At 41.9% G+C, this 27000-nt stretch carries 21 protein-coding genes and 2 riboswitches; of the genes, 7 read left to right on the top strand and 14 right to left on the bottom strand.

Translation table 11 applies throughout. The features are described 5' to 3' along the window. Positions 1 to 378 precede the first annotated feature (378 nt). A complete protein-coding gene (locus tag HMPREF2794_RS27010) occupies positions 379 to 1953 on the bottom strand; it encodes an Rne/Rng family ribonuclease (protein ID WP_010538750.1) in 1575 nt (524 codons plus the stop codon). Between the two features lie 282 nt (positions 1954 to 2235). Continuing rightward, on the bottom strand, positions 2236 to 2511 hold the full coding sequence (locus tag HMPREF2794_RS27015; protein WP_008762277.1) for an HU family DNA-binding protein: 276 nt from the start codon (positions 2509 to 2511) through the stop codon (positions 2236 to 2238). Positions 2512 to 2720: 209 nt separating this feature from the next. Between HMPREF2794_RS27015 and mutY the strand changes: the two genes are divergently transcribed. From mutY to HMPREF2794_RS27035, 4 genes are all read left to right on the top strand, one after another. After that, entirely contained in the window at positions 2721 to 3764 is a 1044-nt protein-coding gene (gene mutY, locus HMPREF2794_RS27020; protein WP_010538749.1) for an A/G-specific adenine glycosylase, read from the top strand. A gap of 136 nt (positions 3765 to 3900) precedes the next feature. After that, a complete protein-coding gene (locus tag HMPREF2794_RS27025; RefSeq protein ID WP_055269028.1) occupies positions 3901 to 4377 on the top strand; it encodes a single-stranded DNA-binding protein in 477 nt (158 codons plus the stop codon). 74 nt (positions 4378 to 4451) lie between these two features. Further along, entirely contained in the window at positions 4452 to 5804 is a 1353-nt protein-coding gene (locus HMPREF2794_RS27030) for a gliding motility-associated protein GldE (RefSeq protein WP_055269027.1), read from the top strand. A gap of 10 nt (positions 5805 to 5814) precedes the next feature. Further along, on the top strand, positions 5815 to 6450 hold the full coding sequence (locus HMPREF2794_RS27035; protein ID WP_055269026.1) for a 4'-phosphopantetheinyl transferase family protein: 636 nt from the start codon (positions 5815 to 5817) through the stop codon (positions 6448 to 6450). A gap of 201 nt (positions 6451 to 6651) precedes the next feature. Here the strand turns inward: HMPREF2794_RS27035 and HMPREF2794_RS27040 are convergent, their stop codons facing one another. The 12 genes from HMPREF2794_RS27040 to HMPREF2794_RS27095 form a co-directional block, all read right to left on the bottom strand. Further along, positions 6652 to 6879, bottom strand: coding sequence for a (4Fe-4S)-binding protein (locus tag HMPREF2794_RS27040; protein WP_022301516.1), 228 nt, complete (start codon positions 6877 to 6879; stop codon positions 6652 to 6654). 11 nt (positions 6880 to 6890) lie between these two features. After that, a complete protein-coding gene (locus HMPREF2794_RS27045) occupies positions 6891 to 7193 on the bottom strand; it encodes a GNAT family N-acetyltransferase (RefSeq protein ID WP_010538744.1) in 303 nt (100 codons plus the stop codon). A gap of 105 nt (positions 7194 to 7298) precedes the next feature. Continuing rightward, the gene (locus tag HMPREF2794_RS27050; protein WP_070753215.1) at positions 7299 to 8675 is read right to left on the bottom strand and encodes a tryptophanase TnaA; all 1377 of its coding nucleotides are present in this window, start codon (positions 8673 to 8675) and stop codon (positions 7299 to 7301) included. A 308-nt stretch (positions 8676 to 8983) separates the two neighbouring features. Then, a complete protein-coding gene (locus HMPREF2794_RS27055) occupies positions 8984 to 9796 on the bottom strand; it encodes a DUF4465 domain-containing protein (protein ID WP_055269025.1) in 813 nt (270 codons plus the stop codon). Positions 9797 to 9834: 38 nt separating this feature from the next. Continuing rightward, on the bottom strand, positions 9835 to 11823 hold the full coding sequence (locus HMPREF2794_RS27060; protein ID WP_055269024.1) for a YncE family protein: 1989 nt from the start codon (positions 11821 to 11823) through the stop codon (positions 9835 to 9837). A 24-nt stretch (positions 11824 to 11847) separates the two neighbouring features. Next, positions 11848 to 13893, bottom strand: coding sequence for a TonB-dependent receptor plug domain-containing protein (locus HMPREF2794_RS27065; RefSeq protein ID WP_070753247.1), 2046 nt, complete (start codon positions 13891 to 13893; stop codon positions 11848 to 11850). A gap of 182 nt (positions 13894 to 14075) precedes the next feature. Next, a riboswitch (cobalamin riboswitch) is annotated at positions 14076 to 14281 on the bottom strand. Positions 14282 to 14342: 61 nt separating this feature from the next. Beyond that, a complete protein-coding gene (locus HMPREF2794_RS27070) occupies positions 14343 to 15191 on the bottom strand; it encodes a hypothetical protein (protein ID WP_029425626.1) in 849 nt (282 codons plus the stop codon). A gap of 14 nt (positions 15192 to 15205) precedes the next feature. After that, positions 15206 to 16546: a DUF5074 domain-containing protein gene (locus tag HMPREF2794_RS27075; protein ID WP_010538738.1), complete on the bottom strand. Its 1341-nt coding sequence runs from the start codon at positions 16544 to 16546 to the stop codon at positions 15206 to 15208. Positions 16547 to 16566: 20 nt separating this feature from the next. Next, positions 16567 to 17955, bottom strand: coding sequence for a DUF5074 domain-containing protein (locus HMPREF2794_RS27080; RefSeq protein ID WP_010538737.1), 1389 nt, complete (start codon positions 17953 to 17955; stop codon positions 16567 to 16569). 345 nt (positions 17956 to 18300) lie between these two features. Beyond that, positions 18301 to 18510, bottom strand: a riboswitch (cobalamin riboswitch). A 159-nt stretch (positions 18511 to 18669) separates the two neighbouring features. Then, positions 18670 to 19611 carry a DUF5106 domain-containing protein gene (locus tag HMPREF2794_RS27085; protein ID WP_010538736.1) on the bottom strand — a complete coding sequence of 314 codons (942 nt, stop codon included), beginning with the start codon at positions 19609 to 19611 and terminating at the stop codon, positions 18670 to 18672. Between the two features lie 749 nt (positions 19612 to 20360). Continuing rightward, positions 20361 to 22142 (bottom strand): sensor histidine kinase, encoded by a 1782-nt coding sequence (locus tag HMPREF2794_RS27090; RefSeq protein ID WP_010538735.1) that lies wholly within the window; start codon positions 22140 to 22142, stop codon positions 20361 to 20363. Between the two features lie 9 nt (positions 22143 to 22151). Beyond that, positions 22152 to 22841, bottom strand: a complete 690-nt coding sequence (locus HMPREF2794_RS27095; RefSeq protein WP_010538734.1) for a response regulator transcription factor — start codon at positions 22839 to 22841, stop codon at positions 22152 to 22154. Positions 22842 to 23081: 240 nt separating this feature from the next. On the opposite strand from HMPREF2794_RS27095, the gene HMPREF2794_RS27100 reads away from it, so the two are divergent. From HMPREF2794_RS27100 to HMPREF2794_RS27110, 3 genes are read left to right on the top strand one after another with little or no spacing between them, the layout of a single operon-like run. Beyond that, complete coding sequence (locus HMPREF2794_RS27100) at positions 23082 to 24275, top strand: hypothetical protein (RefSeq protein WP_010538733.1); 1194 nt, start codon at positions 23082 to 23084, stop codon at positions 24273 to 24275. A gap of 50 nt (positions 24276 to 24325) precedes the next feature. Next, positions 24326 to 25126 carry a DUF3805 domain-containing protein gene (locus HMPREF2794_RS27105; RefSeq protein ID WP_010538732.1) on the top strand — a complete coding sequence of 267 codons (801 nt, stop codon included), beginning with the start codon at positions 24326 to 24328 and terminating at the stop codon, positions 25124 to 25126. Beyond that, positions 25127 to 26995, top strand: a complete 1869-nt coding sequence (locus HMPREF2794_RS27110; RefSeq protein ID WP_070753217.1) for an ABC-F family ATP-binding cassette domain-containing protein — start codon at positions 25127 to 25129, stop codon at positions 26993 to 26995. Positions 26996 to 27000 lie beyond the last annotated feature (5 nt).

Genomic DNA, 27000 nt, shown 5'->3' on the forward strand with positions numbered 1-27000 from the left:
ATACTGTGCAGCCATATAATACTCCGAAAGAAAATCGGGTAAGTATTTGTATTGCTGAGTAAATAAGGACAAAAATAGACAATATACCCTTTCTCATGAGAGATTTTTTTCCCCACTTCTTTATATATCATTTATATAAGGTGCTCTCTCATTGGGAACCTTAAGAGGTTCGCACTTGTGAAAGTCCGTGCTTCTGCAATAACCCTTTCTTCACTTAAATGTGAAGGTTAATAGTTAGGACTAGATGAAAAAGGGAACGCTTGTGAAAGTATACTTTTTCATATATCTATTCCTAATTGGAGGATGTCTTCCTATTTCCCACAGGCATTCTCTTATATGCAAAAAGGCGGCTCATATTGAAATGAGTCGCCTTTTCTGTTACTTGATTTCGATTTCTTCCTTCATATCGATTTCCTCTCCATGTGTATCATAGAACACATATTGCAGGAAAGCGAGTTTCTGACTTGGAATAATCTTGATACCGAGTCCGTACTTCATCTGCCATTTACGTTTGAGGGAGACAAGTCCCTGATTGATAAAGGCGGCGACATACGGATGGACGTGTAACGAGAATTTCTTTACCTTCAGTTTGTTGACCAGATAATCAATTTTACTCTCTAAAGTGTCCGTAAAGAGAATGGACGATTTGATAGTACCTTTTCCGAAGCAGGTGGGGCAGATTTCGGTCGTGTTGACGTCCATTGCCGGACGCACACGTTGGCGTGTAATCTGCATCAGCCCGAATTTGCTGAGCGGCAGAATATTATGCCGTGCCCTGTCTTTCTGCATGTTGGCACACATTCGTTCATAAAGCTTCTGACGGTTTTCGGCTTCATTCATATCGATGAAGTCCACGACGATGATACCACCCATATCTCTTAATCGCAGTTGGCGAGCCAGCTCGTCGGCGGCTCCCAGATTTACTTCGAGTGCGTTACCTTCCTGCCCGTTGGCATTCTTGGTGCGGTTTCCGCTGTTCACGTCTACTACGTGAAGCGCCTCAGTGTGCTCAATAATCAGATAGGCACCACTCTTGTAAGAGACTGTTTTACCAAACGATGATTTGATCTGCTTGGTGATACCGAAATTGTCGTAAATGGGAAGTTGGCCTTTGTACAGTTTCACGATGTTTGCCCGGTCGGGTGCGATCAGTGTTACGTAGTCTTTGATTTCATTGTACACAGCCTCGTCATTGACGTGAATATTCTCAAAAGAAGGGTTGAAGAGGTCGCGTAACAAACCTACGGCGCGGCTGGTCTCTTCATAAATCAACGTCGGATACTTGGTGGCTTTCTGTACTTTCGCCATTGCATCTTCCCAATGCTTGATCAGGACTTTAAGCTCTCCGTCGAGTTCGGCTACGCGTTTGCCTTCGGCTACTGTACGGACGATGACACCAAAATTTTTAGGTTTGATGCTCATCAACAGTTGTTTCAGACGGGCGCGCTCTTCGCTCGATTTAATCTTTTGTGAAACAGAAACCTTATCATTAAAAGGGATCAGTACCAGATAGCGTCCGGCAAACGAAATTTCGGACGTCAGTCGCGGTCCCTTGGTAGAGATAGGTTCCTTAACGATTTGCACCACCACTTCTTGTCCGACCTTTAATGTGTTGGCTACAGTACCATCCTTGTCAAGGTCAGGAAGTAGGGTTGCTTTGCTGATGGAGTTCAGCTTCTTTTTGTCGCTTAAAGTCTGCTTTACAAACTTTTCGAGTGAGTTAAATTGAGGACCCAGGTCAAGATAATGAAGAAAAGCGTCTTTCTCGTAACCGACGTCTACAAAGCATGCATTCAGTCCGGGCATCAATTTCTTGATACGTCCCAAATACATATTGCCCACTGAGAAAGAAATGTTTCTTCCTTCGCTTTGAAGTTCCACCAGACTCTTGTCTTCGAGAAGGGCGATGGAGACCTCTTTGGGCTGTACGTCTATTACAATTTCACTTGTCACTGTTTTGCTTTCTTATTATTGATTGAATCTCATTTGTATGAACAACTTTTTTGACAAAATGTTCATTTTGGGTTAGCTACTTAAACAAAGAACAAACTTGAAAGACATGTAGCTTCGCAAGTTTGTTCTTTATTCTGTTTGATCAGACTTAAAAATTATTTTTTGCTTTTATGTCTGTTCTTTCTTAGTCTTTTTTTACGCTTGTGCGTAGACATTTTATGTCTTTTTTTCTTTTTTCCGCTTGGCATAGCTTCACATTTTATGGGTTAATACTCTTGTTTATTATTTCTTTACTGAAATTGTAAATGTCTTAGCCGGTTTGAAGGCCGGAATGTTGTGCTCTGGAATGATGATAGTAGTATTCTTAGAAATATTACGAGCTGTCTTTTGAGCTCTTTTCTTAACTACGAAGCTACCAAACCCGCGAAGGTATACATTCTCATCGTTAGACAATGAGTCTTTAACAGCTTCCATAAATGCTTCAACTGTTGTAAGAACTGTTGTCTTATCAATACCGGTTTTCTTTGTAATCTCGTTTACAATATCTGCTTTAGTCATTTTTCCTTAAAAAAAATATTATTACTAGGTTCTTGCTAATTTTTTGGACTGCAAATATATAGCTTTTTGGTCTCCTAAAAAAATATATTCTGCACATTTTTCTAAAAAAATGGAGGCATTAAGTTTTCTTAGAGTCAAAAGAGTTACTTTTGTACTGCTTTTGGATAGTATATACAAGATAAATGTTAGATGATAGATCGAAATCAGGAATGAATATTTTTAGTGAGGCTATAGTTGAATGGTATAAAGAATACAAGCGTGATTTGCCTTGGAGAGAATCGTCGGACCCGTATCGGATCTGGATATCGGAGATTATTCTCCAGCAGACACGGGTGGCGCAGGGATATGATTACTTTCTCCGGTTTATCAAACGTTTTCCTGATGTGAAGACATTGGCAGACGCTGACGAGGATGAAGTGATGAAATACTGGCAGGGACTGGGATATTATTCTCGTGCCCGCAACCTGCATGCCGCAGCCAAAAGCATGAATGGAGTTTTTCCGAAAACATATCCCGAAGTGCTGGCGTTGAAAGGAGTAGGGGAGTATACGGCGGCAGCTATCTGTTCTTTTGCCTACGGTATGCCTTATGCGGTGGTAGACGGAAATGTGTATCGGGTACTTTCCCGTTATTTTGGCATTGATACTCCGATTGATTCGACGGAAGGAAAGAAACTGTTTGCTGCTCTGGCGGATGAAATGCTGGATAAGAAACAGCCGGCTCTTTATAATCAGGGTATTATGGATTTCGGGGCCATACAGTGTACTCCACAGTCACCCGATTGTTTGTTTTGTCCGTTGGCGGATAGTTGTTCGGCACTTTCAACAGGAAGGGTGGCTCAGCTTCCGGTGAAACAGCACAAGACAAAGACGACAAACCGTTACTTCAATTATATGTATGTACGTGCGGGCGCGTATACCTATATAAATAAGCGGACAGAGAATGATATATGGAAAAATCTGTTTGAACTGCCATTAATAGAAACTCCGGTTTCTTTGTCGGAGGAGGAGTTTTTGTCATTGCCGGAATTCAAAGCTTTACTGGTATCGGAGGAGAATCCGGAGATACGTTTGGTTTGCAGAAATGTGAAGCATGTATTGTCTCATCGGATTATTTACGCCAATCTATATGAAGTGGTATTGCCCGAGGGTACCAAAGCTTTTGCAGACTTTCTGAAAATACGGATAGAAGATTTGGATCAGTATGCGATTTCTAAGTTGGTGCAGAAGTTGGTAATTGGTAATAAGTATTAAGTATTAACCATCCGGTCTACAGCGCAGCTTAATACCTAATACTTATTACTTAATACTTAAAATACTTGCATACTATCGTTATTCTGTTTAATTTTGGCAGCAGATTTAAATAATAGAACATAAACTTGATGCATATATGTCAGTAAATAAAGTGATATTGATAGGAAACGTAGGACAAGATCCTAGGGTGAAATATTTCGATACCGGTTCGGCAGTGGCAACTTTTCCTTTGGCTACCACTGATCGTGGCTATACATTGGCTAATGGAACCCAGATCCCCGAAAGAACGGAATGGCATAATATTGTTGCATCCAACCGTCTGGCTGAGATTGTGGACAAATATGTGCATAAAGGTGACAAGTTGTATCTGGAAGGGAAAATAAGAACCCGTTCATATACTGATCAATCAGGTGCTATGCGCTATATTACTGAAATATTTGTGGACAATATGGAAATGTTGTCTCCGAAAGGGGCTAATACAGGTGCGGGAGCTCCTCAGCCGTCTGCAATACAGGCTCAACAGCCACAGCAGATGCAACAACCGCAACAACAGGTACAGCCTTCACAGGCACAACCGATACAAGATAATCCGGCAGATGACTTGCCGTTTTAGATACTGTGATAATGTGCCAATAGGTTGATTGCTGATTGGCACATTATCTTTTGTTTAACTAAAATATATACTCTTTGGACTCAGATGGTTATTTAAGCCAATTGGCTGAAATTTTCAACGGTATTACCGTAAACACTCCTTCAATCTCTGCTATTATTGCCATAGTACTGGCAGGTGTGCTCCTGCTTGCTTCCGGCTTTGCTTCGGCTTCTGAAATAGCTTTTTTTTCACTTTCTCCTTCGGACCTGAATGATATTGACGAACACAATCATCCTGCTGATGAAAAGATCAGCGCCCTTCTTGGAGATTCCGAACGCCTTCTGGCTACGATACTGATCACTAATAATTTTGTTAATGTGACCATTATTATGCTCTGCAACTTCTTTTTCATGGATGTATTTGTGTTTCATTCTCCATTGGCAGAGTTCATTATACTGACCGTAATCCTGACTTTCCTGTTATTGCTGTTCGGAGAGATTATGCCGAAGATTTACTCGGCACAAAAGACGCTGGCATTTTGTCGTTTCTCTGCTCCGGGCATCTATTTTTTAGAAAAGTTGTTTCATCCGGTCGCTTCCATGCTGGTGCGCTCTACCACTTTTCTGAATAAGCATGTTACCAAAAAGAACCATAATATCTCTGTGGATGAATTGTCTCATGCCTTGGAGTTGACGGATAAAGCAGAAATCTCCGAAGAGAATAATATTCTGGAAGGGATTATCCGTTTTGGAGGGGAAACCGTGAAGGAAGTGATGACCTCACGTTTGGATATGGTCGATCTGGATATTCGCACACCTTTCAAAGAGGTGATGCAATGTATCATTGAAAATGCTTATTCGCGCATCCCTATCTATTCCGGTTCACGGGACAATATAAAGGGGGTGCTGTATATTAAGGACCTTTTGCCGCATGTCAACAAGGGGGATAATTTCCGTTGGCAGTCACTGATTCGTCCTGCTTATTTTGTGCCGGAAACAAAGATGATTGATGATCTTCTCCGTGATTTTCAGGCGAATAAAATTCATATTGCTATCGTTGTCGATGAATTTGGAGGAACTTCCGGACTGGTGACGATGGAGGATATTATCGAAGAAATTGTAGGTGAGATTCATGACGAGTATGATGACGAAGAACGCACGTACGTAGTACTGAACGATCATACATGGGTGTTCGAGGCAAAAACGCAGTTGACCGATTTCTATAAGATTGCAAAAGTAGATGAGGATGAGTTTGAGAAAGTGGTAGGAGATGCGGATACATTGGCCGGTATGTTACTTGAAATAAAGGGGGAGTTTCCTGCATTGCATGAGAAAGTGACTTATCATAATTATGAGTTTGAAGTGCTGGAGATGGACAGTCGGCGTATCCTGAAAGTTAAATTTACGATTCTTCCCAAGGAAACGGAGCCATCGGAGGAGAAAGAATAACTGAAGGAAGATGGGATTGTTTTTGCAACATAAAACGAAAGATATACACTGGGCTATTTGGAAGATGGAAGAGTCTCAGGAAAGCTTATTGACTCTTCTTCCTGCTTTCCGGAGAATTTCTTGTGAGCAAGAGATGCAGCGTTTTACTTCAGAACGCAGGAAAATGGAGTGGTTATCTGTTCGTGTGCTTCTATATTCCATGTTGCAGGAAGATAAAGAGATTATCTATTCATCTGAAGGGAAACCTTCTTTGGGTGATCATTCTTTTTTTATCAGTATTTCGCATACCAAAGGATATGTGGCTGTGATACTAAGTCCGATTGCTCCTGTGGGTATCGATATCGAACAATATGGTCATCGTGTAAAAAGAGTGTATGATCGTTTTATCCGTCCTGACGAACAAGTAGAACCATATTTGGGAGATGTAACCTGGAGTATGCTGTTACATTGGTCGGCAAAAGAGACGATATTCAAATCAATGGAGAATGCAGACGCTGATCTCCGGAAACTTTGTTTGTCACACTTCGTTCCTCAGAAAGAGGGGACATTTCAGGTACAGGAATATGCTACGGAACAACAACAGTCGTTTGCAGTGGGCTATCGCATCTCTCCGGATTTTGTTCTGACTTGGACTATCATCAAATAACTGAGAATTAATCAATAAAACATAGTGACGCTATCCGGTTGGTATACTGTCACTATCTCTGTAGGATGGCGTCACCATCGTCACATGATAGCGTCATTATGTTTGTTGTGCACTATTGCCGTTTCGGGACTTGTGATTGCATATTGAAAAACGGTGAATAATGAGTGGTTGTTCCCCAAATTATTCACCGTTTATATCGGATTACTTATTATCTTTTTTATTAAGCCTGTAGCTTAATGCTCCTGACGGACATTTGCTGATTTGTGCAATTAATTCTTCCGTTGTCGCATTTTCAATTTGTACCCACGGTCTTTCTTTCGGGTGATATACATTGGGTAACATTTTTACGCATATTCCGGCGTGCTGACACATTTCCGGCTGCCATATGATGGTTAATTCGCCATTTGTGTATTCTACTTTCTTTCCCATATTTTCTACTTTTATTTAATATGAATACCACGCATTACTATTCGTTTCCATTCCGGATGCTTATGGATATATCCGGCTACAAATGGGCAAAGGGGTACCAAACGTAAACCTTGTCGTTCAATATCTGACAATACTTTTTCTGCAAGTTGAGAACCAACTCCCTTGCCTCCAAGAGAGGCGGGGACTTCAGTATGAACAAGGTAAATTTCTCCATTGTTTGATTTTATATAGTCTATTTCGGCTATTTTGTCATCGATTTGAAATTCATATCGATGTTTCTCTTCGTTATCTATAAGTTTATAATCTTCTGCCATAATTTTTACGTATTAAGTTCAATTGATTATAATATAAACACTTGAGAGTTGATTTTGTTTATATGGATTATCGTCCTTGCTTATGCTGATGATTCCTTTTTGCTGCTATGATAATCGTTCTAATTGAACTGTAAAATGGCGCATGAGAGGAGCTTCCCAGACGATACGAACTCCATGAGTAATAGATTCTCTTCGTTCATATACATTTCTGAGGGCGGCGGCTATTACATTCATATGGTTGTCGGTATACACTCTGCGAGGGATGGCAAGCCGGAGTAAATCGAGTCCGTTAAAGCGATTCAGGTGAGTAACCGGGTCGCGGTCAGCAAGGATGTATCCGATTTCGCATCCACGAATGCCGGCTTCCAGATAGAGTTCGACTGTTAATGTCTGTGCCGGAAATTCTTCTTTGGGGACATGTGTCAATACTTTGGATGCATCGACAAAGATGGCGTGTCCTCCGGCGGGGCGTTGATATGGAATTCCATATTCATCCAGTTTTTTGGCCAGGTATTCTACTTGTTTGATACGTGTTTCCAGATTATCGAATTCTGTATTCTCATCCAATCCGGTGGCAAGGGCATTCATATCCCGTCCGTTCATTCCTCCGTAGGTGAGGTAGCCTTCGTATTGCACACAAAAGCCTTTGGCACCTTCGTACCACTCTTTAAGTCGGGTTGCAATGAATCCTCCCATATTGACGATGCCATCTTTCTTGGCACTCATGGTCATTCCGTCGGCAAGATCGAACATCTCCCGTGTGATTTCTTTTATTGATTTCTGCTGATAGCCGTTTTCACGCATTTTAATGAAGTAGGCATTTTCTGCGAAACGTGCGGAGTCGAAAAGTACCGGTTTGTTATATTTATCAGCAATGGTACGAACCTCACGCAGGTTTTGCATGGATACAGGTTGTCCTCCCGCTGTGTTGTTGGTAATGGTAACTATGATAAAGGGAACGTGGTCAGCATGCTCGCGTAATACTTTTTCCAGTTTTTCCGGATCAACGTTTCCTTTGAAGGGAATTTCTAGTTGAGTATCTTTGGCTGCATCGATGGTACAATCCAATGCGATGGCATGACGTCCTTCGATATGCCCTTTGGTGGTATCAAAATGTGAGTTGCCGGGTACAATGTCTCCATCGTGTACGAGATAGGAGAAAAGGACATTCTCTGCTGTTCGTCCCTGGTGGGTAGGGATTATATATTCGAATCCTGTGAGTTTCGTGATTGTATTCTTTAGGTTGAAGAAGGAGGTAGCGCCTGCATAGCTTTCGTCTCCCAGCATCATAGCTGCCCATTGGCGGTCGCTCATAGCTCCTGTTCCGGAATCAGTGATAAGGTCGATATAAACTTGTTCTGATTTGAGTTGGAAGACATTGTAATGTGCTTCTTTGATCCACTGCTCGCGTTCCTCGCGGGTACTTTTTCTGATGGGTTCTACCATCTTTATTTTCCATGATTCGGCAAAAGGTAACTCCATTGTTGTAGATTTTAGATTTTGTCCGACTAAAATAGTAAAAGTAGGTGTAATAAGCAAACTTTTGATGACTTTTTGTTAATGTAGAGCAGGGAGATCTTGTTTGAAAGATTTGGTAAGATAGATTACAAAAGTGAGTTTATGATGAAAAAAGAATCAGGCTTCATCATTTGAAGTCTGATTCTTAAAATTATGTGTTCTGTTTGATACAATCATATGTCCTGTCTAGTATGATTATACGCTCTATTGGGTAATCATTCGTTTTATTTGATATAATCGAGCGCCCGTTTGTACTCAATCAAACAGTTGTTTTAGTCTTCAATAAGAGTGATGCCATCAAGGCAGAAATAAGTAGGAGTCATGGGCCCCCAATCATTAACTTTCGTTGAGATCATTGTAAATTTTAAGCCATTGGTTTCTCCAAGTGCTGTAAGATCTACCCATTTCCATGTTGTTAGAATATTCGTTCCTTCTGCTAAGTCACATTCCACCATTTTAGTTTTGTCAAAATTGTGTATTTTTAGTTTAAATGAGTCATTAGCTTCAAATTTGTCTAGTCCACTAAAAATAGAGCTACCTTCTTTCATACTCTTGTAAGCATATACACAATTAGTTACATATAGACCTTTTACTTGATAATCTTCTGTTTTATTTGGATTTTCATTGTCTTTGAATCGTATTGATACTTCTTTGTCGCTGTTTGAACCTACTTTATATCCGGCAGCACCCACAACAACATATGTATTGCTACTTACTCCTTTTTTAGGAATTGCACGATAGTCATATACAGAGAAGTCTGGACAATCGTTTATTGTACAGTTGGTGAATGCAAATCCATCGGAACCAAATCCATAAGAGTCAGACGAAATACAATCAAATTCGAAAATCTTACTATTGTCTGTCAGGAGAGTTTGGAAATAATTAGTGGTATAAGTTGTACCTTGATCTTCATAACTACTTGACCAAGTATCAATAGGATTTTCTACATCACCTAAATCAAGAGTATGAGTTTCATAGCTTGGCAAATTTAGTACATATGTTTTAGGACCATTGTCCTTGTCATCGTCACTACATCCACAAAAAATAAATGTGGATATCGTTAAAAGTAAAAATAATTTCTTCATGTTTCTGCTTTAATTTAAATTGTTGATTATTTAGTTGATTACTTCTCAAAATGTAAATCTTCTATTGTCATGATTTCTGTTGATATTTCTCCTGTCCAGCCTACATTCTGGTTTACAGCTGTATATATTCTAATGAAATCAATTTCATCCAATGCAACTGGTCTCCCATTTTGAGTTACTGCCCAGTCGATTTTAAATTGACAATGTTCCGTATTATAAGGATGATTATCTGCATACCCCCACGGATAACAGTAGCCTACCCATGTACCTCCTTCATTTACCGCATTATCTTTCAAGCGTGTTCCACGGAAGGTTATCTCATCTTCTTCTATCCAATTCGGATAATAAGAATCTTGTTGATGGTAGGTGTTTCTATAAATATAACCTTCTCCTCCCTGATTATCGGTCCAACGGACATCTCCATTAGCCGGTTGAGGTCGGTGATAAGTTATTTCATAACCACGTGTTTCCGTATCCTTTCCATATTCGCTCCCTGCCAGTTCGTACCATTCATCATCGGGTAATCCGTTTCCGTTTACATCTTTTGAAACCAAAACGATGCCCGGTTCGGCACTTCCTCCTAGAGCTCCCGTACCGGTATTTTGATTGTAGGAAGCATTACCCAGAATCTTGAAATCATATTCCCCTTTGATATTGCGTATTGGCTGATGGAAACCTACGGTGATTGTCCCGCCGAAACCGCCTAGGGAAATAACTGATTTCTTTTTTAGCTTTTCAGTCGCACGTTCCAGGACTTGTTCGGCAGAAAAGCCGTCCTCATAAGCGGAAGTTGTAGTATTTATAAACTGTCCGGGGGCAGGCATATACTCCAATACTTTGTTGGCAAAGGCGGAAGGAGCATTCGGGTCGTCCGGAATATCACTTGCGTCGTTTTGTGAAGCTTTATCACTGAATACAATTGTATTGGGATTTAAACCTATTTCATTCAGGCGATATTGAAGTTGTCCCTGCTGGTTGAAACAGAGGACATCCCCTTTGATGGTATAATTGTAGGCTTCCGTAATATAAATATTTCCGCTGAAAGGGTTTGTCTGGATACTGAAAGGAGTTTGAATGATTGTTCCATCCGTGATGAAGTTGTCTCGTATTACAGTTCCGGTAGTGAGGTCGAAAACTTTGATAGCAGAGGCTTTTGTCTGATAGTCGTATGTGTATAGATAGGCAATGGGGCCGTCGATTGTAAAGCTTAAAGCCTTTTCATCATAAGTGTTGGTAACAACATCTGTGCGACTGTCGATTCGTACCAGATGATAATCGCCGGCTTCGATGTCGGCACCCTGTGTTACTACATATACTGCATCTTCCAGTCCCGGAAGTATTTTCCCCGGATTGGGACCGACTTCGATTTTCTTGGTTTCTTTGAAAGTCGTGATGTCAATCACTGATACGGTGTTATCCACACCCGGGCCGGAATAATCCAGGCTGCCTGAGTTGGATACATACAGTTTGTTATTTTGCACACAGATATCGTCCGGGTTTCTTCCTGCTGTAATAATGGCTTCTATTTCCAGTGAAGTAGTATCAATTCTGGCTACTGTTCCGTCAAAAGAGCATACGTATGCCTTGTCTTTATCGAAAGCTATCGAACGGGGCTGGCGAGAACTGCCGTTATCACGCAGCATTTGTATTTGACGGATTGATTTTCCGGTCGTAAAGTCTATTACTTCTACGGTACTTGATACATTGACTACGATATATATTTTATTGCCATAGATAGCCATGTCATTGGCGGTATCCCCTAATCCCCGTTGGTTGTTTGCACTGAAATAATTGCTGGTACGTTTCTGCTGATTGAAAGAATAGCGGGCCAGTGAGCTGTTGTTCTGATTGAATAGTCCTTCGCTTAGAATATACATTTCCGCTGTGCCGGTTTCGTAGACGTCTCCGCTTTCTCCGGGCACCAGGCTGGGCTTGTCCTCCAAGTCATCACAGGCGATGAGGAAGAACAATAAAAGGGATAAATATTTCCCTGATTGATATATATTATAAAGTATGCTTTCTTTCATACACAAAGTTTAATGGCTCCATTATTAATATCTGACTCCTACCGTGACTCTGAAAGATCGTCCCGGCATGGGGAAGTTCTTTACAATCTCGTAATTCTTGTTCAGTAAGTTCAGCACTTCTACGTTTAATGATGCTGTGACATTCCGCATCTTAAAATCTCTGCCGGCAGAGAGGCTGTGATCGCTATAGCTGTCCAAACGGTTATCACTGATATTCTGTCCGAGCATGTACCGTTTGCCCGAGAACAGGAAGGAATAGGACAGATTCACCCAGGGAGTTTCTATTCCGGCATGTCCGGATGCGGAAACTCTGGGGGTATAGGCTATCTGATGTTTGTAAACTCTTCCTTCAGGAGTGTTAAGATCAGAGTTGGTCACATCCAGTGCCCGTTGGTAGGTGTAGTTGCCGGAGAGGTTAATTCCGAGCTTCTGCCAAGGTTGCAGGTTGATACTGGCTGTTGCATCTATTCCTTTTATATCTACCTTGCCGAGATTGAGCATGCTCCAGGTGAATAAATTCTTGGTTGGAACAGCTATAATCTTGTCGGTCACTTTATTATGATAAGCGTCTACAGTAGCCGAAATATAAGGTATAAAGTCATTTATTTCTTTACTATAGGTGATGCCTATGTTATACTGAATGGCATTCTCCGGTTTTAAGTTGATATTTCCCGTCTGGCTGTAATATAAATCGTTGAAACTAGGCAGGCGGAAGATGTCTTTGTAGAAAAAGCGGAACCTGAGTTCTTCATTCTCAAAAGGTTTGATCGAGGCGCTGACATTGGGAGACAGTTTCCGGTGATTGCCTGCACTCCCTCCGCTTTTGGCTTTTTCATTGATGACGGTTGCCAGGGCAGAGGCAGATAATGTCACCCAGTTATTCATGTATTTTCCGGCAAAGGCAGTCAGCCATGAGTACCGGGTAGGGGAGACAAAGTTATTTAAATTGGCATTCATTGTGTTGATGCTTCCGTCGGTCGACAAGGAGAAAGAGAGATTGTCCAGCATCCGGTAAAGAGTGGAGGCAGACAGGTAGTACTCTTGCTGGTAATAGCTGTTATTGATTTCCTTTGCCGCTACGGTAGGATTCGGGTCTTGGTAGTTCTGGTAACTCCAGTTCCATTTGGCAGATGTCTGAAATACCCATTTCCTGTTGAATTCTTTCTTGTATTGGCTTTGGATAAATGTATTTTTGTCTCGTAGATGTTGCAGGGCAAAGTCGTAATACAGGGTTGTCGCATTGGGCAAGCCTCGTGAAGACTGGTAATAGTAGGCTTTCAGTTTCCACTGTTCTTTGTCGGAGAAATTGCCGTAGATGCCTACTTCTGCACGGAGATTTTGTACATCGGTGTTGTGACGTTTCTCTTTGCTGGTTTGCATGTCTTCGCCGTTTCCGTAGTGCAGGATAAATGGATAATGACCGTCTGAAGACATCCATTCTCCATTGGCAGACATGCTCCATGTATTAGTGAGTTGTCGTTCCAGTAAGAGAGAAGGGTTTACTAAGCCCCATGAACCGGTTTTGAATTCGGCTGCCATATTGGTCTGCTTGTGGGCAGAGAAATACGGAGTGGGTGTTTGTATGTTCAATAATCCGGCGGAGGCAAAGGTACGGGCAGGTTGAAAAATATTATCTCCTTGTCCGTTGTGGAGTGAAAGGCGGTCGACGTTATTTAAAGAGAAACGTCCGATGTCTATTTGTCCGGTCTGGCAGTCGCTGATAGTAATACCGTCATAGGCTACAGCGGTGTGTTGTGCTCCTAGGCTTCGTATAGATACGGTTTTCAGCCCTCCGATACCTCCATAATCTTTCACGGTGACTCCGGCGAAATGCTTTACTGCATCCGATACTTGCAGTACATGCAGATTTTTGAGTTCCTCTTTTGAGAAGATTTGTTCGGGAGTGGTGGAGCGGACTTCCCGGGTCTGATAAGGGTCGGAGACCGTTATTTCGGGGATCGAATAAATATGAGTGGTGTCTACCTTTTGCTTTTGCGCAAAAAGTGATGTAGAAAGGAGCAGGCAGCAGAGTACCGCATATATCGTTTTACAAAATGTTCTCTCTTCCATTTTATCTTTGTCGTCCACCTCGTTTTAATTAAAAATGTCCGGGCGAACTCACTTCGACCGGACATCATAATAAACTTGGCAGAGTTTATTAGTTTGTACACACTTTCTCTGAATCAGAGTGGTGAATGAAATGATGGACGAAATGTCCGGGTCATTAGACTCAACGCTTTTTCCTCGAAAGCAGTGAAACGAGTTTGCATGGTAGGTCTTCTGACTTGTTCTTATTGCGAGCGCCTTCCCGGACTTTGCTTTCCAGTGGCTAGAAGTCGTTGCTCACAACATAATATACGAACTTACAGCAGCGGGACTGTTCAGGACTTGCACCTGATTCCCTTTTAATCGCTCCCCTCGTGCATGAGAGTTGCAAACCAATGCGCGACAAAGATAGAGAGTTTATTTGTCTTTTGCAAGAAAGGAGCGATAGTAAATCCATGATCTCTAATTGTTTTCTAGAATGCCTTGAAGCCCAATACTTCGGTAGAGACTTCACCGATTGACTCTACATTCTTCAAGATGGCACTTTGCACTTTTACGAAATGGATACGATCCAGCTTCACGGAGTTGCCGTTTGAATCGATTGCATCGTCCAGATCAAACTGGTTATAGCGGTAATTGCCGTTGTCGTCTTTTGCCATATCGCTTCCCCAGTTGTCGGCATATCCTTTGCCGAAAGACTGGTTTTTCCATTTACCGCCTTCCAGTACGGTACGTGGTTCAAGCATGCTTCCGGTCAGTGTATAAGAGTCTTCTTTGATCCAGTTGGGATAATACATTTGAGCATGATATTGAGAGAGAGACTTGATGACACCTTTCTCTCCCTCGCTATCTTCCCAAGGAATGTCTCCTATTTCGTCAGGTCTGAAATAGGTAACGGAGTAATCCCGTGTCGGATTGTCGCTTCCTTTAAGTTCGTACCAGACATCGTCTGCTTTTCCGTTACCGTTAGCATCTTCCGATACCCATACGATGCCGGGTTCCGAGCTTCCGTCAAAAGGATTGCCAATGATACCAAAGTCATATCCTTTGCGGTTCTTGATCTCTTTCGGCATTTTGACGGTAATATATCCGCCAAAAGATCCGAGAGAAACATAGTTTTTCTGCTTGAAGCGTTGCTCTGCATAGGCGTTTGCTTCTTGCATCGTCTGGCAGTTGAACCCCTCGTTAATGAATTGTCCCGGTGCCGGGCAGTATTCCAATACTTTGAGTTCATTTGTTTCTTCTGTGATTTCCTCGTCTTTGTTGCACGAAGTGAATATAACAGTTGTCATTACTGCTAAGATGTACCAATGTTTTTTCATTTCCGAATATTAGTTTAGTTGTTAAATAATACGTGAGAAGGAGAACTGCTACCACAGTCTACGGAATAGTTTAAGGAGCCGTCTTTATTGTAAACGGTAATCGTATACTTCGATTCCTGGTAATAAACTACGTATAACTCTCCGGTTTGTTGATTAAGTTGTGGAGTGGTAGTAATGGAAGATTTTAATTTGTCCACTGCAATAAAGGGTTGACTCAATGAATTGTTTTCACCTATTACATATTTGTATATAGCACCATCATTGGATACAATGTAGATTATGTTTTCACTTTCAGATGCTACCATACCGATGGTAGGTGTAGAGTAAGAACTTTTTGCCGGCTGGAAAGCCAATAATGTTTTTTCTACGGTAAAATCCTTATTGATCTTCACGAGGTAATTTCCTTCACTGGTTGCTTCGAGTGTATAGGCATTGCCGTCTTTAGCCAGTACGAAATTAGTTTTCTGGTTTTGATTGATATCCAATGGTGTGGCGGTAGGTTCTTCTCCTTCTTTAGCGGCAAGCAATTCGTTTACATCGTAGGATTGTACTGGGGCGTCACCTTGATAAGTTTCATTGGATAATACTTTACCGTTGAATACTAATCCGTTATAGATGCTGAACATATACTTGTCCTTGATCTTGATATTGCTAAGTGATTTAAGATCAATGCGATGTATACCGTCTCCTGTCACTAAAGCATATTGATCGTTCAGAATGGTCAGACCGTTCAGGTTGGCACCTACTATAGCAGAATTTTCATAATAAAGCGTTTTGGCATCAACGACAAAGAACTGATCTTTATTCGATGTACTGGTCTTTACCAGAACGTAGAACTTGCCATTGTAATTACTGATATTTGCATTGTCATAACTACCCATCCCTAAAGTTTTTCCAGCGTTCAGAGAGGAATAGCAATCCTTGTAGGTAACCTTCTTTTCCGTATCGTAGAAGTTGAATGTTCCGTCAGCCAGATAAAAGAAACCTTTGGAAAAGTCATGGTTGGAACGAAAACTTGTATTCATTTCTACTTTTCCGTACTTATTTGTGATAACACAAGTCAGATCTGCCCGACATGGATTATCGACCTGATAAGTAAATGTTTGTTCAGTAGAGATCTCTTTTCCATTGAGAAGCCATGAATATGTAGCGTCTTCGGGATTAAGTAATTCCGGAGTGATTTCTAATGTTTCTCCTAGTTCCAGCACCTGGTCTTCGGTTGGGAATGTCCCTTTTAATACGTTTGGATAGTTTGCCAGATTGCCAAGATGCAGATCATCGCAATCGTCGTCATTACAGGCAGTAAACCCTACTGCAATACATGCTATTAATAAAGTTGTATATAACTTATTCATCTTGTTTCTAAGTTTTGCTATTAATTAAAAATAAAGGTAGCGGGGAAGTAGTAACCGTCGTAGGTTATTTCTGAAATCTTTTCTCCTGTTGTGGCATTGAATCGGACTATGAGATTTTTGTTATATTCGCTGGTCAGATACATTGCAAGCAATTCATTTGTTTGGGGATTTACACGGATACCTGCACCATAAAATCCATAACCGTCTTTGGTGTAAGTGGTGAGCGCTTCTGTAGGAGCAGGATTGTCAAACGTTGCCCGGTAGATTTTTCCTCCTGCGATATAGTAGAACGTGCCGTCTGAGGTCCCGCAGAAAGTCGCTTCTCTGTAGGCACCGAAAGAAGAGGGAGAGTAATCACTCCGCATCTCCTTCTTTTCGAATGTAAGGTCAGGTTTTATTTGAACTAAATTGTTTATTCCTTCTTTAGTCGTTTCTACTGTATAAAGGTTACCATCTTTACATTGTACAAAACGTGTACCGCCGTAAGTTACTATATCCAGTTGCTGACATTCTACTTTATCTGTTGGTTGTAAACCGGGAGCAAGTAAGTCATTGATATCTATTACGTGAATGTTTGGGGTACCTCCCCACCTACTGGCGTTTACATTTAAAAGTAGTTTACCATTATAGACGATGCCACTACCTGTTCCTGCATAGGTGTTTCCAACAGTTGTAAGGGTTAGCGTTTCGAAAGTTTTGAGATTAATACGAGTGAAATATCCGTTGTGAGTAATCACTCCGTAGTCTTCGTTCAGGCCGATAAATTCGTATGCCTGATAATTGGTGAGTGTACCACTACTTTTCTCTGCATATAGAGTTTTAGGATCTATTACTACTAACTGATTGTTTTGCTTGGAACAGACGTATAACTTGCCATTCCACAAAGTGGCCGATTGTGATGTTACTCCTAATTCATCGCCGAAGTTCTGATTCTTGTAGCACCAATGCTCGATGCTGTTGTTTTCGTAGTTGTAGTATGAAATACTTCCTGACTCATGTCCATACCAGCCTTCGTTAATAATGAGGCATCCTTTGGAGTAGTCAGCTCCCCGAACGGTCACTTTGTTTTCTAACGTAACTTTTCCCAGATCATTGCTAAGTTCCAGGATAACTTTTGAACGTGACGGACGTTCGGCATTGAATGTGAATGAAGGGTCTGTAGACATGTCTTCTCCATTCTGATACCACTGGTAATATATATCCAGCGGACTGCTTGCTTTGGGGGAGTATACATATTTCTCTCCGACATTAAGTGTTAGGTCTTCTTCCGGGAATGTACCGGCTTTTAAGGCAGGCAGGCCTTGTAGTTTTTCCAAGTGGTCGAGGTCACAGTCGTCTGTAGAACAAGACGCAATTACGAATGCCGCAGTTAAGAACAAAAGCGGCTTGAACAGTTGTTTTAAATTCATATTTTATTTATTTGATTAAGAGAATATTATATCACATGATATATAATGGATTTGCTTGTATGAGTAAATGGTTGATTGCATGACGTATATGGAGCTTTCATGACTTTCTACTGATCGTAGAAAGTCATGGGATAGCGTTGGAGATGATGTAAACTTAAATATCTTTCCATATTAGCTAAATTCTTTTATTCATAAAAATGTCCGGGCGAAATCGCTTCGACCGGACATACATAATAAACTTGGCAGAGTTTATTAGTTTGTACATACTTTCTCTGAATCAAAATGGTGAATGAAATGATAGACGAAGGTCCGGTTCATTAGATTCAACGCTTTTTCCTCGAAAGCAGTGAAACGAAATTACATGGCAGGTCTTCTGACTTATTCCTGTTGTGGGCGCCTTCCCGGATTTATTCTTTCCAGTGGCTGAGAGTGAATTGCTCACAACATTATCTTATTGGAACTTACAGCAGCGGGACTGTTCAGGATTTACACCTGATTCCCTTTTAATTGCTTCCCTCGTGTGAGGGGGCGCAAACCAATGCGGTGCAAAGATAGAGAGTTTATTTGTTTTCTGCAAGGAGGTGTTCTTTTTCTTTCGTATCAAGACGAAAGAAAAAGGAACGCTCAAAGAACTGCCTCCGCCTAACGCTGAACAAACGAGGCGGGGAGACTTTGCGGTGTGGGGGCGGAGGTGTTATTGGGCGTGTATGTTTTTTATTGAGCGTTCGTCATTAAATATTCTTCTATAGCTTGTGCAGTGGCGTCTTTGAGCAGGACGGTTTTCTCCTTGTTTAGGAGGTATAGGGTTGGGATGGCTTTGAGGTCATATAGTTGTTGCTCTTTTATTGCAAATTTCTTGTCGTAGCCGTTGATCCATTCTTTGGGGAATTCGCTGAGGTGTTTTCTCCATTCGTCGAGTTCTTCGTCGGGATAGACGGAGAGGAGGATGAGTTTCTTTTCTTTTAGGAGTTGGTTGATAAAGGGGGCGTTTTTCAGTCCTTCTATTGTTTCGGTGCAGGCATGGCAGCCGGGGTTGTTGATGAATAATAAGATGTAATCGGCTTTCAGTTGATACAGATTGCCTTGGGCGCCGGAGGCAAGGGTGTAGGTGAAATTCAGGGCTTTGGTACCGATACGGTTTTTCTGTGCCAGTTGCAGGCGGGCTTGAGGACGTATCTTTTCTGTTTCGTCGAGTATGGGCGAGGCTATCATGGCTTCCAGTACGGGAATGTAGTATTCTTCATTGCGCATTGGAGAGTTCGGGTCGTACAGATATTTATCCGCGAGGTCGGTGAAATAAGCGAATACTTTCTTGTCTGCATTGCTGCGGTCAATCATTTTGCGCATTGCTTCGTGTGCAGTTTCAAGTGGTACGTGGTTTAGCAAGTCGCAATAGTCTGCCCATGCTTGTTCGGTGACTTCCGGGTGATGGATATAATTGGTGTCGGCAAAGTTAACGTTGTCCCAATAGTGCTTTACAAGAAAGTCGGCACGTTGTTCCGGTGCGGTCAGCATGGGTGGGATGGTGGGCAAGGTAAATGATTTGATGGTATCTTGTGGAGTTTCACTTTTGCTCTGACTTGAGGCGTTGCCGCTTTTGCAGGCGCATAGGAGAAGGAAACATAAAGCTAACAGATAATTTATATTCGTTTTCATAATTCACGGTTTTTATGTTGGACTTGTATCTAAACACGGAAGACAAAGATAATTCCCTTTTTATTTTAATCAAAGTATTCTCCTTTTTTTCTGTTCTTCTTTTAGGAAAGATGGGAGATGAATGGGACTGCAAGAGGATTTTTTCTGAGGGCTTCTAGGGGGAAGAATGGAGGGGGATGATGTGCTATTTTTAAGATATTCATCACAAATGTTCGTTGGAAAATGATTCAACCAGAGAAGGAATTGCATAAATCAATGCAATAATATACGGGATTGTGCATAGTATTGTATGTTAGGAGAGATAATATACACATTTTACAAGCAATGTAAGGTGGCTTAAGTCGGTGTGTAAAGCGAGTTTCCTCGGTGAGTAAGGTTGGTCTCCTCGGTGAGCAACTTAATTTAGGTCGGTGGGCAAGTAGTAACAGCCGAATTTATAGCTTTGGTCAAGCTGGTTGGCGCTTGTCGGATGATCGGAAGGAAGTGATAAAAGGATTGTCGGGAAGATGTGACGAGGATGAAAAGAAAGGAATATCGACGAGACTCTTTCTTTAGGACAGGAAAATCCCATTATATGTAAATAATGGGATCTGATTGTTGCCGAATGGAGGCGTTTTTTCGTTTATCTCTGTACGACGGATGAATAAATCGCTTTCTTGCCTATTTGAATATTCCTTTTTGAAGAATGGTCGATTTTTATGCAGATCGCGTGACTATCCTATTGAGGAGGAATAAGAATAGTATGGGGATTATTTCTCTTTCGCTAATGTGAAAACAAATTCCAGACCACCGCCTTGGTTATTCTTGGCTGAGATGTTGCCGCCGTGTATGATCACGGCATTCTTTACAATGGCCAATCCCAGTCCTGTGCCGCCAAGTTTGCGTGAGCGGCCTTTGTCTACCCGGTAGAAGCGTTCGAAGAGGCGGTTCAGATGTTCCGGCGATACCCCTATCCCTGTATCTGCAAAGCTGAAATAATAGTAATTCTCGTCTTCACGGAAACAGTTGATGTTGATTTGTATATTCGATCCTGCGTAGGCGATGGCATTGTCCATCAGGTTACGGAAGATGGAATAGAGCAATGAGTAGTTACCTTTTATCTGAATACCTTTCTTGAGTGAATCGATAACGGTGATATGCTTTTCTTCCAGTTCCAGTGAAACTTCGTTGATGATGTTTCCTACCAGTACGCTGATGTCCACTCGTTCCATATCTATCATGTTGGCGGCTTCGTCCATACGGGTTAGTACGGATATGTCACGTAGCAGACGGCTGAGGCGGTTGCTCTGTGCATAGCAGCGTTCGAGGAAAGTGTTCATCTTCTCGCGGGAGATGTTTTCGTTGTTGACAATCGTTTCCAGATATCCTTGGATACTGCTTACCGGCGTTTTCAGTTCGTGGGCGATATTTTGTGTCAGCTGGCGTTTCAGTCTTACTTGTTCTTCTTCCTGGGTAACGTCGTTGATGGATATCTCGAAACTGGCATCTTGGAAAATGATACATTCTACGATAAAGTTTCGTCCGTTCTTGTTGATGGTGACAGACATACGTTTTTCGTCTTTTCCCCGTGAACGTTGTTGCTGGTTTTTGTTGATGAAGTTGATGATCTCTTTCAGTTCGCTGATAGCGAAAACTTCTTCTGTCGTTTCCAGGTTAGAGTCTGAGATCAGGTTACTGTATTGGGTAAAGAGATTGTTGACCAGAATCTCCTTCTTATCTTTAGTGAATATACCCAGTCCTTCGTGTGAAATCTGAAGGTGGGTAATCAGCTTTTCGCGTTCGATGTAAAGAGCTTCCTTGGTTTCATGCAGACGTCTGTAGATCTGGATAATGTGCTGCGAAATCTCGCCCAGCTCGTTGTGGGGAAAAGCGGATTGCATTGCCATTTCAATCGGTTCGTTCCGGTCGGCACGCATGGCAAATTCGCGTAACTGGCTGATAGAAGTGCCCAGTTTATTCGTGAATTTGTAGAAGATGATGATAAGCAGCAAAGATATGGCAGCTGTAAACCAAAGGTAATGCGGGTCTGCTTGCAGGTTATTGATCAGACTTACATTATAAGGTAGTGCCGAACGGATCATATAATCTCCGTAGCGTGTGGCGGAGTAAAAATAAGGCAATCCGGTAGTTTCAGAAGTACGACGTACATCGAATCCGTTACCCTCTTTCAGGGCTTTCTGCACTTCCGGGCGATTGAGATGGCTCTCTAGTGGCTGATTCTGATTCTTATAACTGTCATAGATCACATTTCCCTGCAGATCGATCAGTGTGACACGTAAGTCTTGTAGCGCATGCTCACGAATATATTTGCTTGTGACTTCTTCGATAGCTGCGCTATTATTCAGGCGTTCATACAGTCGGCTGTTATAATCTTGTAACTGCGTATTCAGTAACTCGATTTTATATTCTCTTTCACGCTGATACTGGTAGGCTATAAAGCAGATGGCGAATACCAGAAACAACGAAATGACCGAAAGGAAAAGCTTCCGGCTGAAAGAAAGGAAATGTTTTTGGGTGACAGGTAGGTTCATAATCGTTTATTATTCTGCTTCAAAGCAATATCCATATCCCAGGCGGGTGACAATACATTTGCCATATTCGCCTATCTTTTTCCGCAGGCGGGTGATATTTACGTCGATGGTACGGTCGAGTACGTAGACTTCATCACTCCAGATGCGGGCAAGAATATCTTCGCGTGAGAATACACGTCCTTTGTTCTGTACCAATAGAAGCAGTATCTCAAATTCTTTTTTAGTCAGCGGTACTTCTTCGTCATCTATGCTCACCTTTTTCTTGGTGATGTCAATCACGAGTGACTGGTAGACAAGTCGTTCGGGCACTTTTTCCGTTTCCGTTGTGGCTGTGCGTCTCAATACAGCTTTCACGCGGGCGATGACTTCACGCAGGGAGAAGGGTTTCGAGATATAGTCGTCTGCTCCCAGGTTGAATCCGGTCACAGTATCATTTTCTGTGTCTTTCGCCGTGATGAAGATGATAGGCACCATAGCCGTCTTTTTGTCCTTCTTCAGCATGTTCGCCATTTTGAATCCGGAGATTTCTCCCATCATCACGTCCAGGAGAATCAGGTGGTAACTGCTGATGTCCATTTTCAGCGCTTCTTCGGCAGAGTTAGCGGTATCAACCTCGTAACCTTCATTCTCAAGATTAAATTTCAGGATCTCACAGAGGTCTTCTTCATCGTCGACAACTAAAATACGGTAATCGTTCATAAGATATATGTATTAATGTGATATGACAAAGTTAAGTTTTTATTTTATTCCGAGACAAAGATGAGGAGATTTTGTTACGGGCGGATGAAACAAATGTTACAATCATATTACATTCGACGGAAAGTGGCAAGTGAGAGGGGATTTAAAAGATTTTGTTGAATACTCAAGTAAAAAACGGTTGTTATTTGTTATCTTTGTTAGCGATATAAGGTAATAATACATATATTAAGGATATAGATAATGATAAGAATAGATCTGAAACGCTATAGACGCGAAATCATAGGAGCAGTCATTGTGCTCCTTATTTTAATTGGGGGAATATCAGTCTTTAAATATTCTGCTTTTAATTCAGGTTTCGAGATAGTAGATGATTTGGGAGGGAATATCTTTCCGTCGGCTATTTTGTCGGTAGCGACCACAGATGCTCAGGTTATTACTCCTACCGATTCTATGTATCTGGGAAATCCGAAGTCATGTATTGCCATCCGCGTAAAGTCGCGGACAGCTTACAGCAGGGTCCGGATTGAAGTTGCCGAAACTCCGTTTTTCTCACGTTCCGTATCGGAATTCGTACTGAATAAACCAAGAACAGAATATACCATTTATCCGGATATCATCTGGAATTATGAAGCATTGAAGAATAATGTGCAGGCGGAACCGGTGAGCGTGGCGGTAAAAGTAGAAATGAATGGAAAAGATATGGGGCAGCGGGTGCGTACATTTTCAGTACGTAGCGTCAATGAGTGCCTGTTGGGATATGTAGCCAATGGAACGAAGTTCTATGATACCAGCATTTTCTTTGCGGCCTATGTGAATGAAGAGAATCCGATGATCGACCAGCTACTGCGTGAAGCCTTGAATACTCGTATTGTAAACCGCTTTCTGGGCTATCAAAGTACGGCAAAAGGAGCAGTAGACAAGCAGGTATATGCCCTCTGGAATGTTTTGCAGAAACGTAAATTCCGTTATAGCTCTGTTTCTAACACGAGCCTTTCCAGTAATGTCGTCTTTTCGCAGCGTGTCCGTACTTTTGATGACGCTTTGGAGTCTTCGCAGATTAATTGCGTGGATGGAAGTGTACTGTTTGCGTCGTTGCTTCGTTCGATTAATATCGAACCTATATTAGTGCGTACTCCGGGACATATGTTTGTGGGATATTACACCGACAACTCACATAAGGATATGAATTTTCTTGAAACGACGATGATCGGTGATGTCGACCTGGACGACTTCTTTCCGGACGAACAACTGGACTCTACGATGGTAGGTAAATCACAGAATGAAATGTCTTTACTGACTTTTGAGAAATCGAAACAATACGCTAATAAAAAGTATAAGGATAATGTAGAAGGAATCCATTCCGGAAAGTTGAACTACATGTTTTTGGAGATTTCCAAAGAAGTGCGGAGGAAAATACAGCCCATAGGGAAGTGAGATTCATTTTTAATTTGTATTTTTGCCAAGTAATCATTTAACGAAAAAGAATGCAAGGCAAGAAATTTATCTCTCCCGGAGCTTGGTTTTCTATAAACTATCCGTCGGACTGGAATGAGTTTGAAGATGGCGAAGGCTCTTTTCTTTTCTATAATCCCGATGTTTGGACGGGAAACTTTCGTATATCTGCATTTAAAGGGAATGCCGGTTATGGCAAAGAAGCCATTCGGCTGGAGTTGAAAGAGAACGATTCGGCTTCATTGGTGAAAATCGGACAGTTGGATTGCGCTTATAGCAAAGAGATGTTTCAGGAAGACGGCACGTATTACACTTCTCATTTATGGATCACAGGCATTGACAATATAGCTTTCGAATGTTCGTTTACCGTCCCCAAGGGAGGAGCGGTGAAAGAAGCGGAAGAGGTGATTGCTACGTTGGAGATTCGTAAGGAAGATCAGAAATATCCGGCAGAATTGATTCCCATCCGTCTTTCGGAAATCTATCTGGTGAATGAAAGTTATGAGTGGACCGTGTCGATGGTGAAACAGGAACTGAAAAAAGATTTTCAGGGAGTGGAAGAAGACTTGGAGAAACTGCAACAAGTGATTGATTCCGGCAAAATAGGACCGAAAAAGAAAGAGGAGTGGATGGCGATAGGTATCACCATTTGCGCTATCCTTGCAAATGAGATCGATGGCATGGAATGGATGACATTGATTGACGGTAATCGTGAGGCACCTTTACTCCGGTATAAAGACCGGACTATCGACCCGATGAAGTTAACATGGAGCAGAGTGAAGGCAGGAGAGCCTTGCAACGTAGTAGAGGAATATAAGAAGTGTTTGGATTAAATGGCAGTACCTTATTTACAAGTAGACAACCTGACCAAGTCTTTCGGAGATCTGGTTCTTTTTGAAAATATATCATTTGGCATTGCCGAAGGGCAGCGTGTCGGATTAATAGCAAAGAATGGTAGTGGAAAGACTACTTTATTGAATATTATCTCAGGGAAAGAAGGACATGATAGCGGTAGCATCGTTTTCCGCCGTGATCTCCGTGTAGATTATCTGGAGCAGGATCCGCAGTACCCCGAAGAACTGACCGTTCTTGAAGCTTGCTTTCATCATGGAAACAGTACTGTAGAACTGATTAAGGAATACGAGCGCTGTATGGAAACCGAAGGACATCCGGGACTGGAAGATCTTTTGGCGCGCATGGATCAGGAAAAAGCATGGGAGTACGAACAGAAAGCAAAGCAGATTCTATCTCAACTGAAAATCAGAAATTTTGATCAGAAGGTGAAGCAACTGTCCGGCGGACAATTGAAGCGTGTTGCATTGGCCAACGCCTTGATTACCGAACCCGACCTGCTGATTCTGGATGAGCCTACCAACCATTTGGATCTGGATATGACTGAATGGCTGGAAGAATATCTCCGCCGTACCAACCTTAGCCTGTTGATGGTAACGCATGACCGTTATTTCCTCGACCGTGTTTGTTCGGAGATTATTGAAATAGACAATCAGCAACTTTATCAATATAAAGGAAATTACAGCTATTACCTGGAGAAACGTGAGGAACGTATCGAAGCGAAAAGCGTGGAAATAGAACGCGCCAATAATCTTTATCGTACTGAACTCGACTGGATGCGCCGGATGCCACAGGCACGCGGTCATAAAGCCCGTTATCGTGAAGACGCTTTTTATGAATTGGAGAAAGTTGCCAAACAGCGCCAGCGTAATGATAACGTGAAACTGGAAGTAAAAGCGTCTTATATTGGAAGCAAGATATTTGAAGCTGATCATTTATCCAAGAGCTTCGGTGATCTGAAGATTCTGGACGATTTCTCATATATTTTCTCCCGTTATGAGAAAATGGGTATTGTGGGAAATAACGGTACCGGAAAATCTACTTTCATTAAAATATTAATGGGACTGGTAAAACCGGATGGAGGAACAATAGACATCGGCGAAACAGTTCGTTTCGGTTATTACTCGCAGGATGGGCTTCAGTTTGACGAGCAGATGAAGGTTATTGATGTGGTACAGGATATTGCCGAAGTAATTGAACTGGGTAATGGCAAGAAACTGACAGCCTCACAATTCCTGCAACATTTCCTGTTTACTCCGGAAACGCAGCATAGTTATGTCTATAAACTGAGTGGAGGAGAGCGCCGTCGTCTTTACTTGTGCACGGTCTTGATGCGTAATCCTAACTTTCTGGTATTGGATGAGCCTACCAACGATCTGGATATCATTACCTTGAATGTTTTGGAAGAATACCTCCAGAGTTTCAAAGGCTGTGTGATTGTTGTATCTCACGACCGCTACTTTATGGATAAGGTTGTTGATCATCTGTTGGTCTTTAACGGTCAGGGAGATATCCGGGACTTCCCCGGTAACTACAGTGATTATCGTGACTGGAAAGAAGCGAAAGCTCAGAAAGAAAAAGAAGCAGAGAAGCCGCAGGAAGAGAAAACAGCCCGTGTTCGTCTGAATGATAAACGTAAAATGAGTTTCAAGGAAAAACGTGAGTTCGAACAGCTGGAAAAAGAAATAGCACAACTGGAAGCGGAGAAGGTACAGATTGAGGAATTGCTTTGTAGTGGTACTCTTTCTGTAGATGAACTGACTGACAAGTCTAAACGTTTGCCTGAAGTGAATGAACTGATTGACGAAAAGACAATGCGTTGGTTAGAATTAAGCGAGATAGAAGGTTGATGCCG

Source organism: Bacteroides sp. HMSC067B03 (assembly GCF_001811315.1).
GTDB lineage: Bacteria > Bacteroidota > Bacteroidia > Bacteroidales > Bacteroidaceae > Bacteroides > Bacteroides faecis.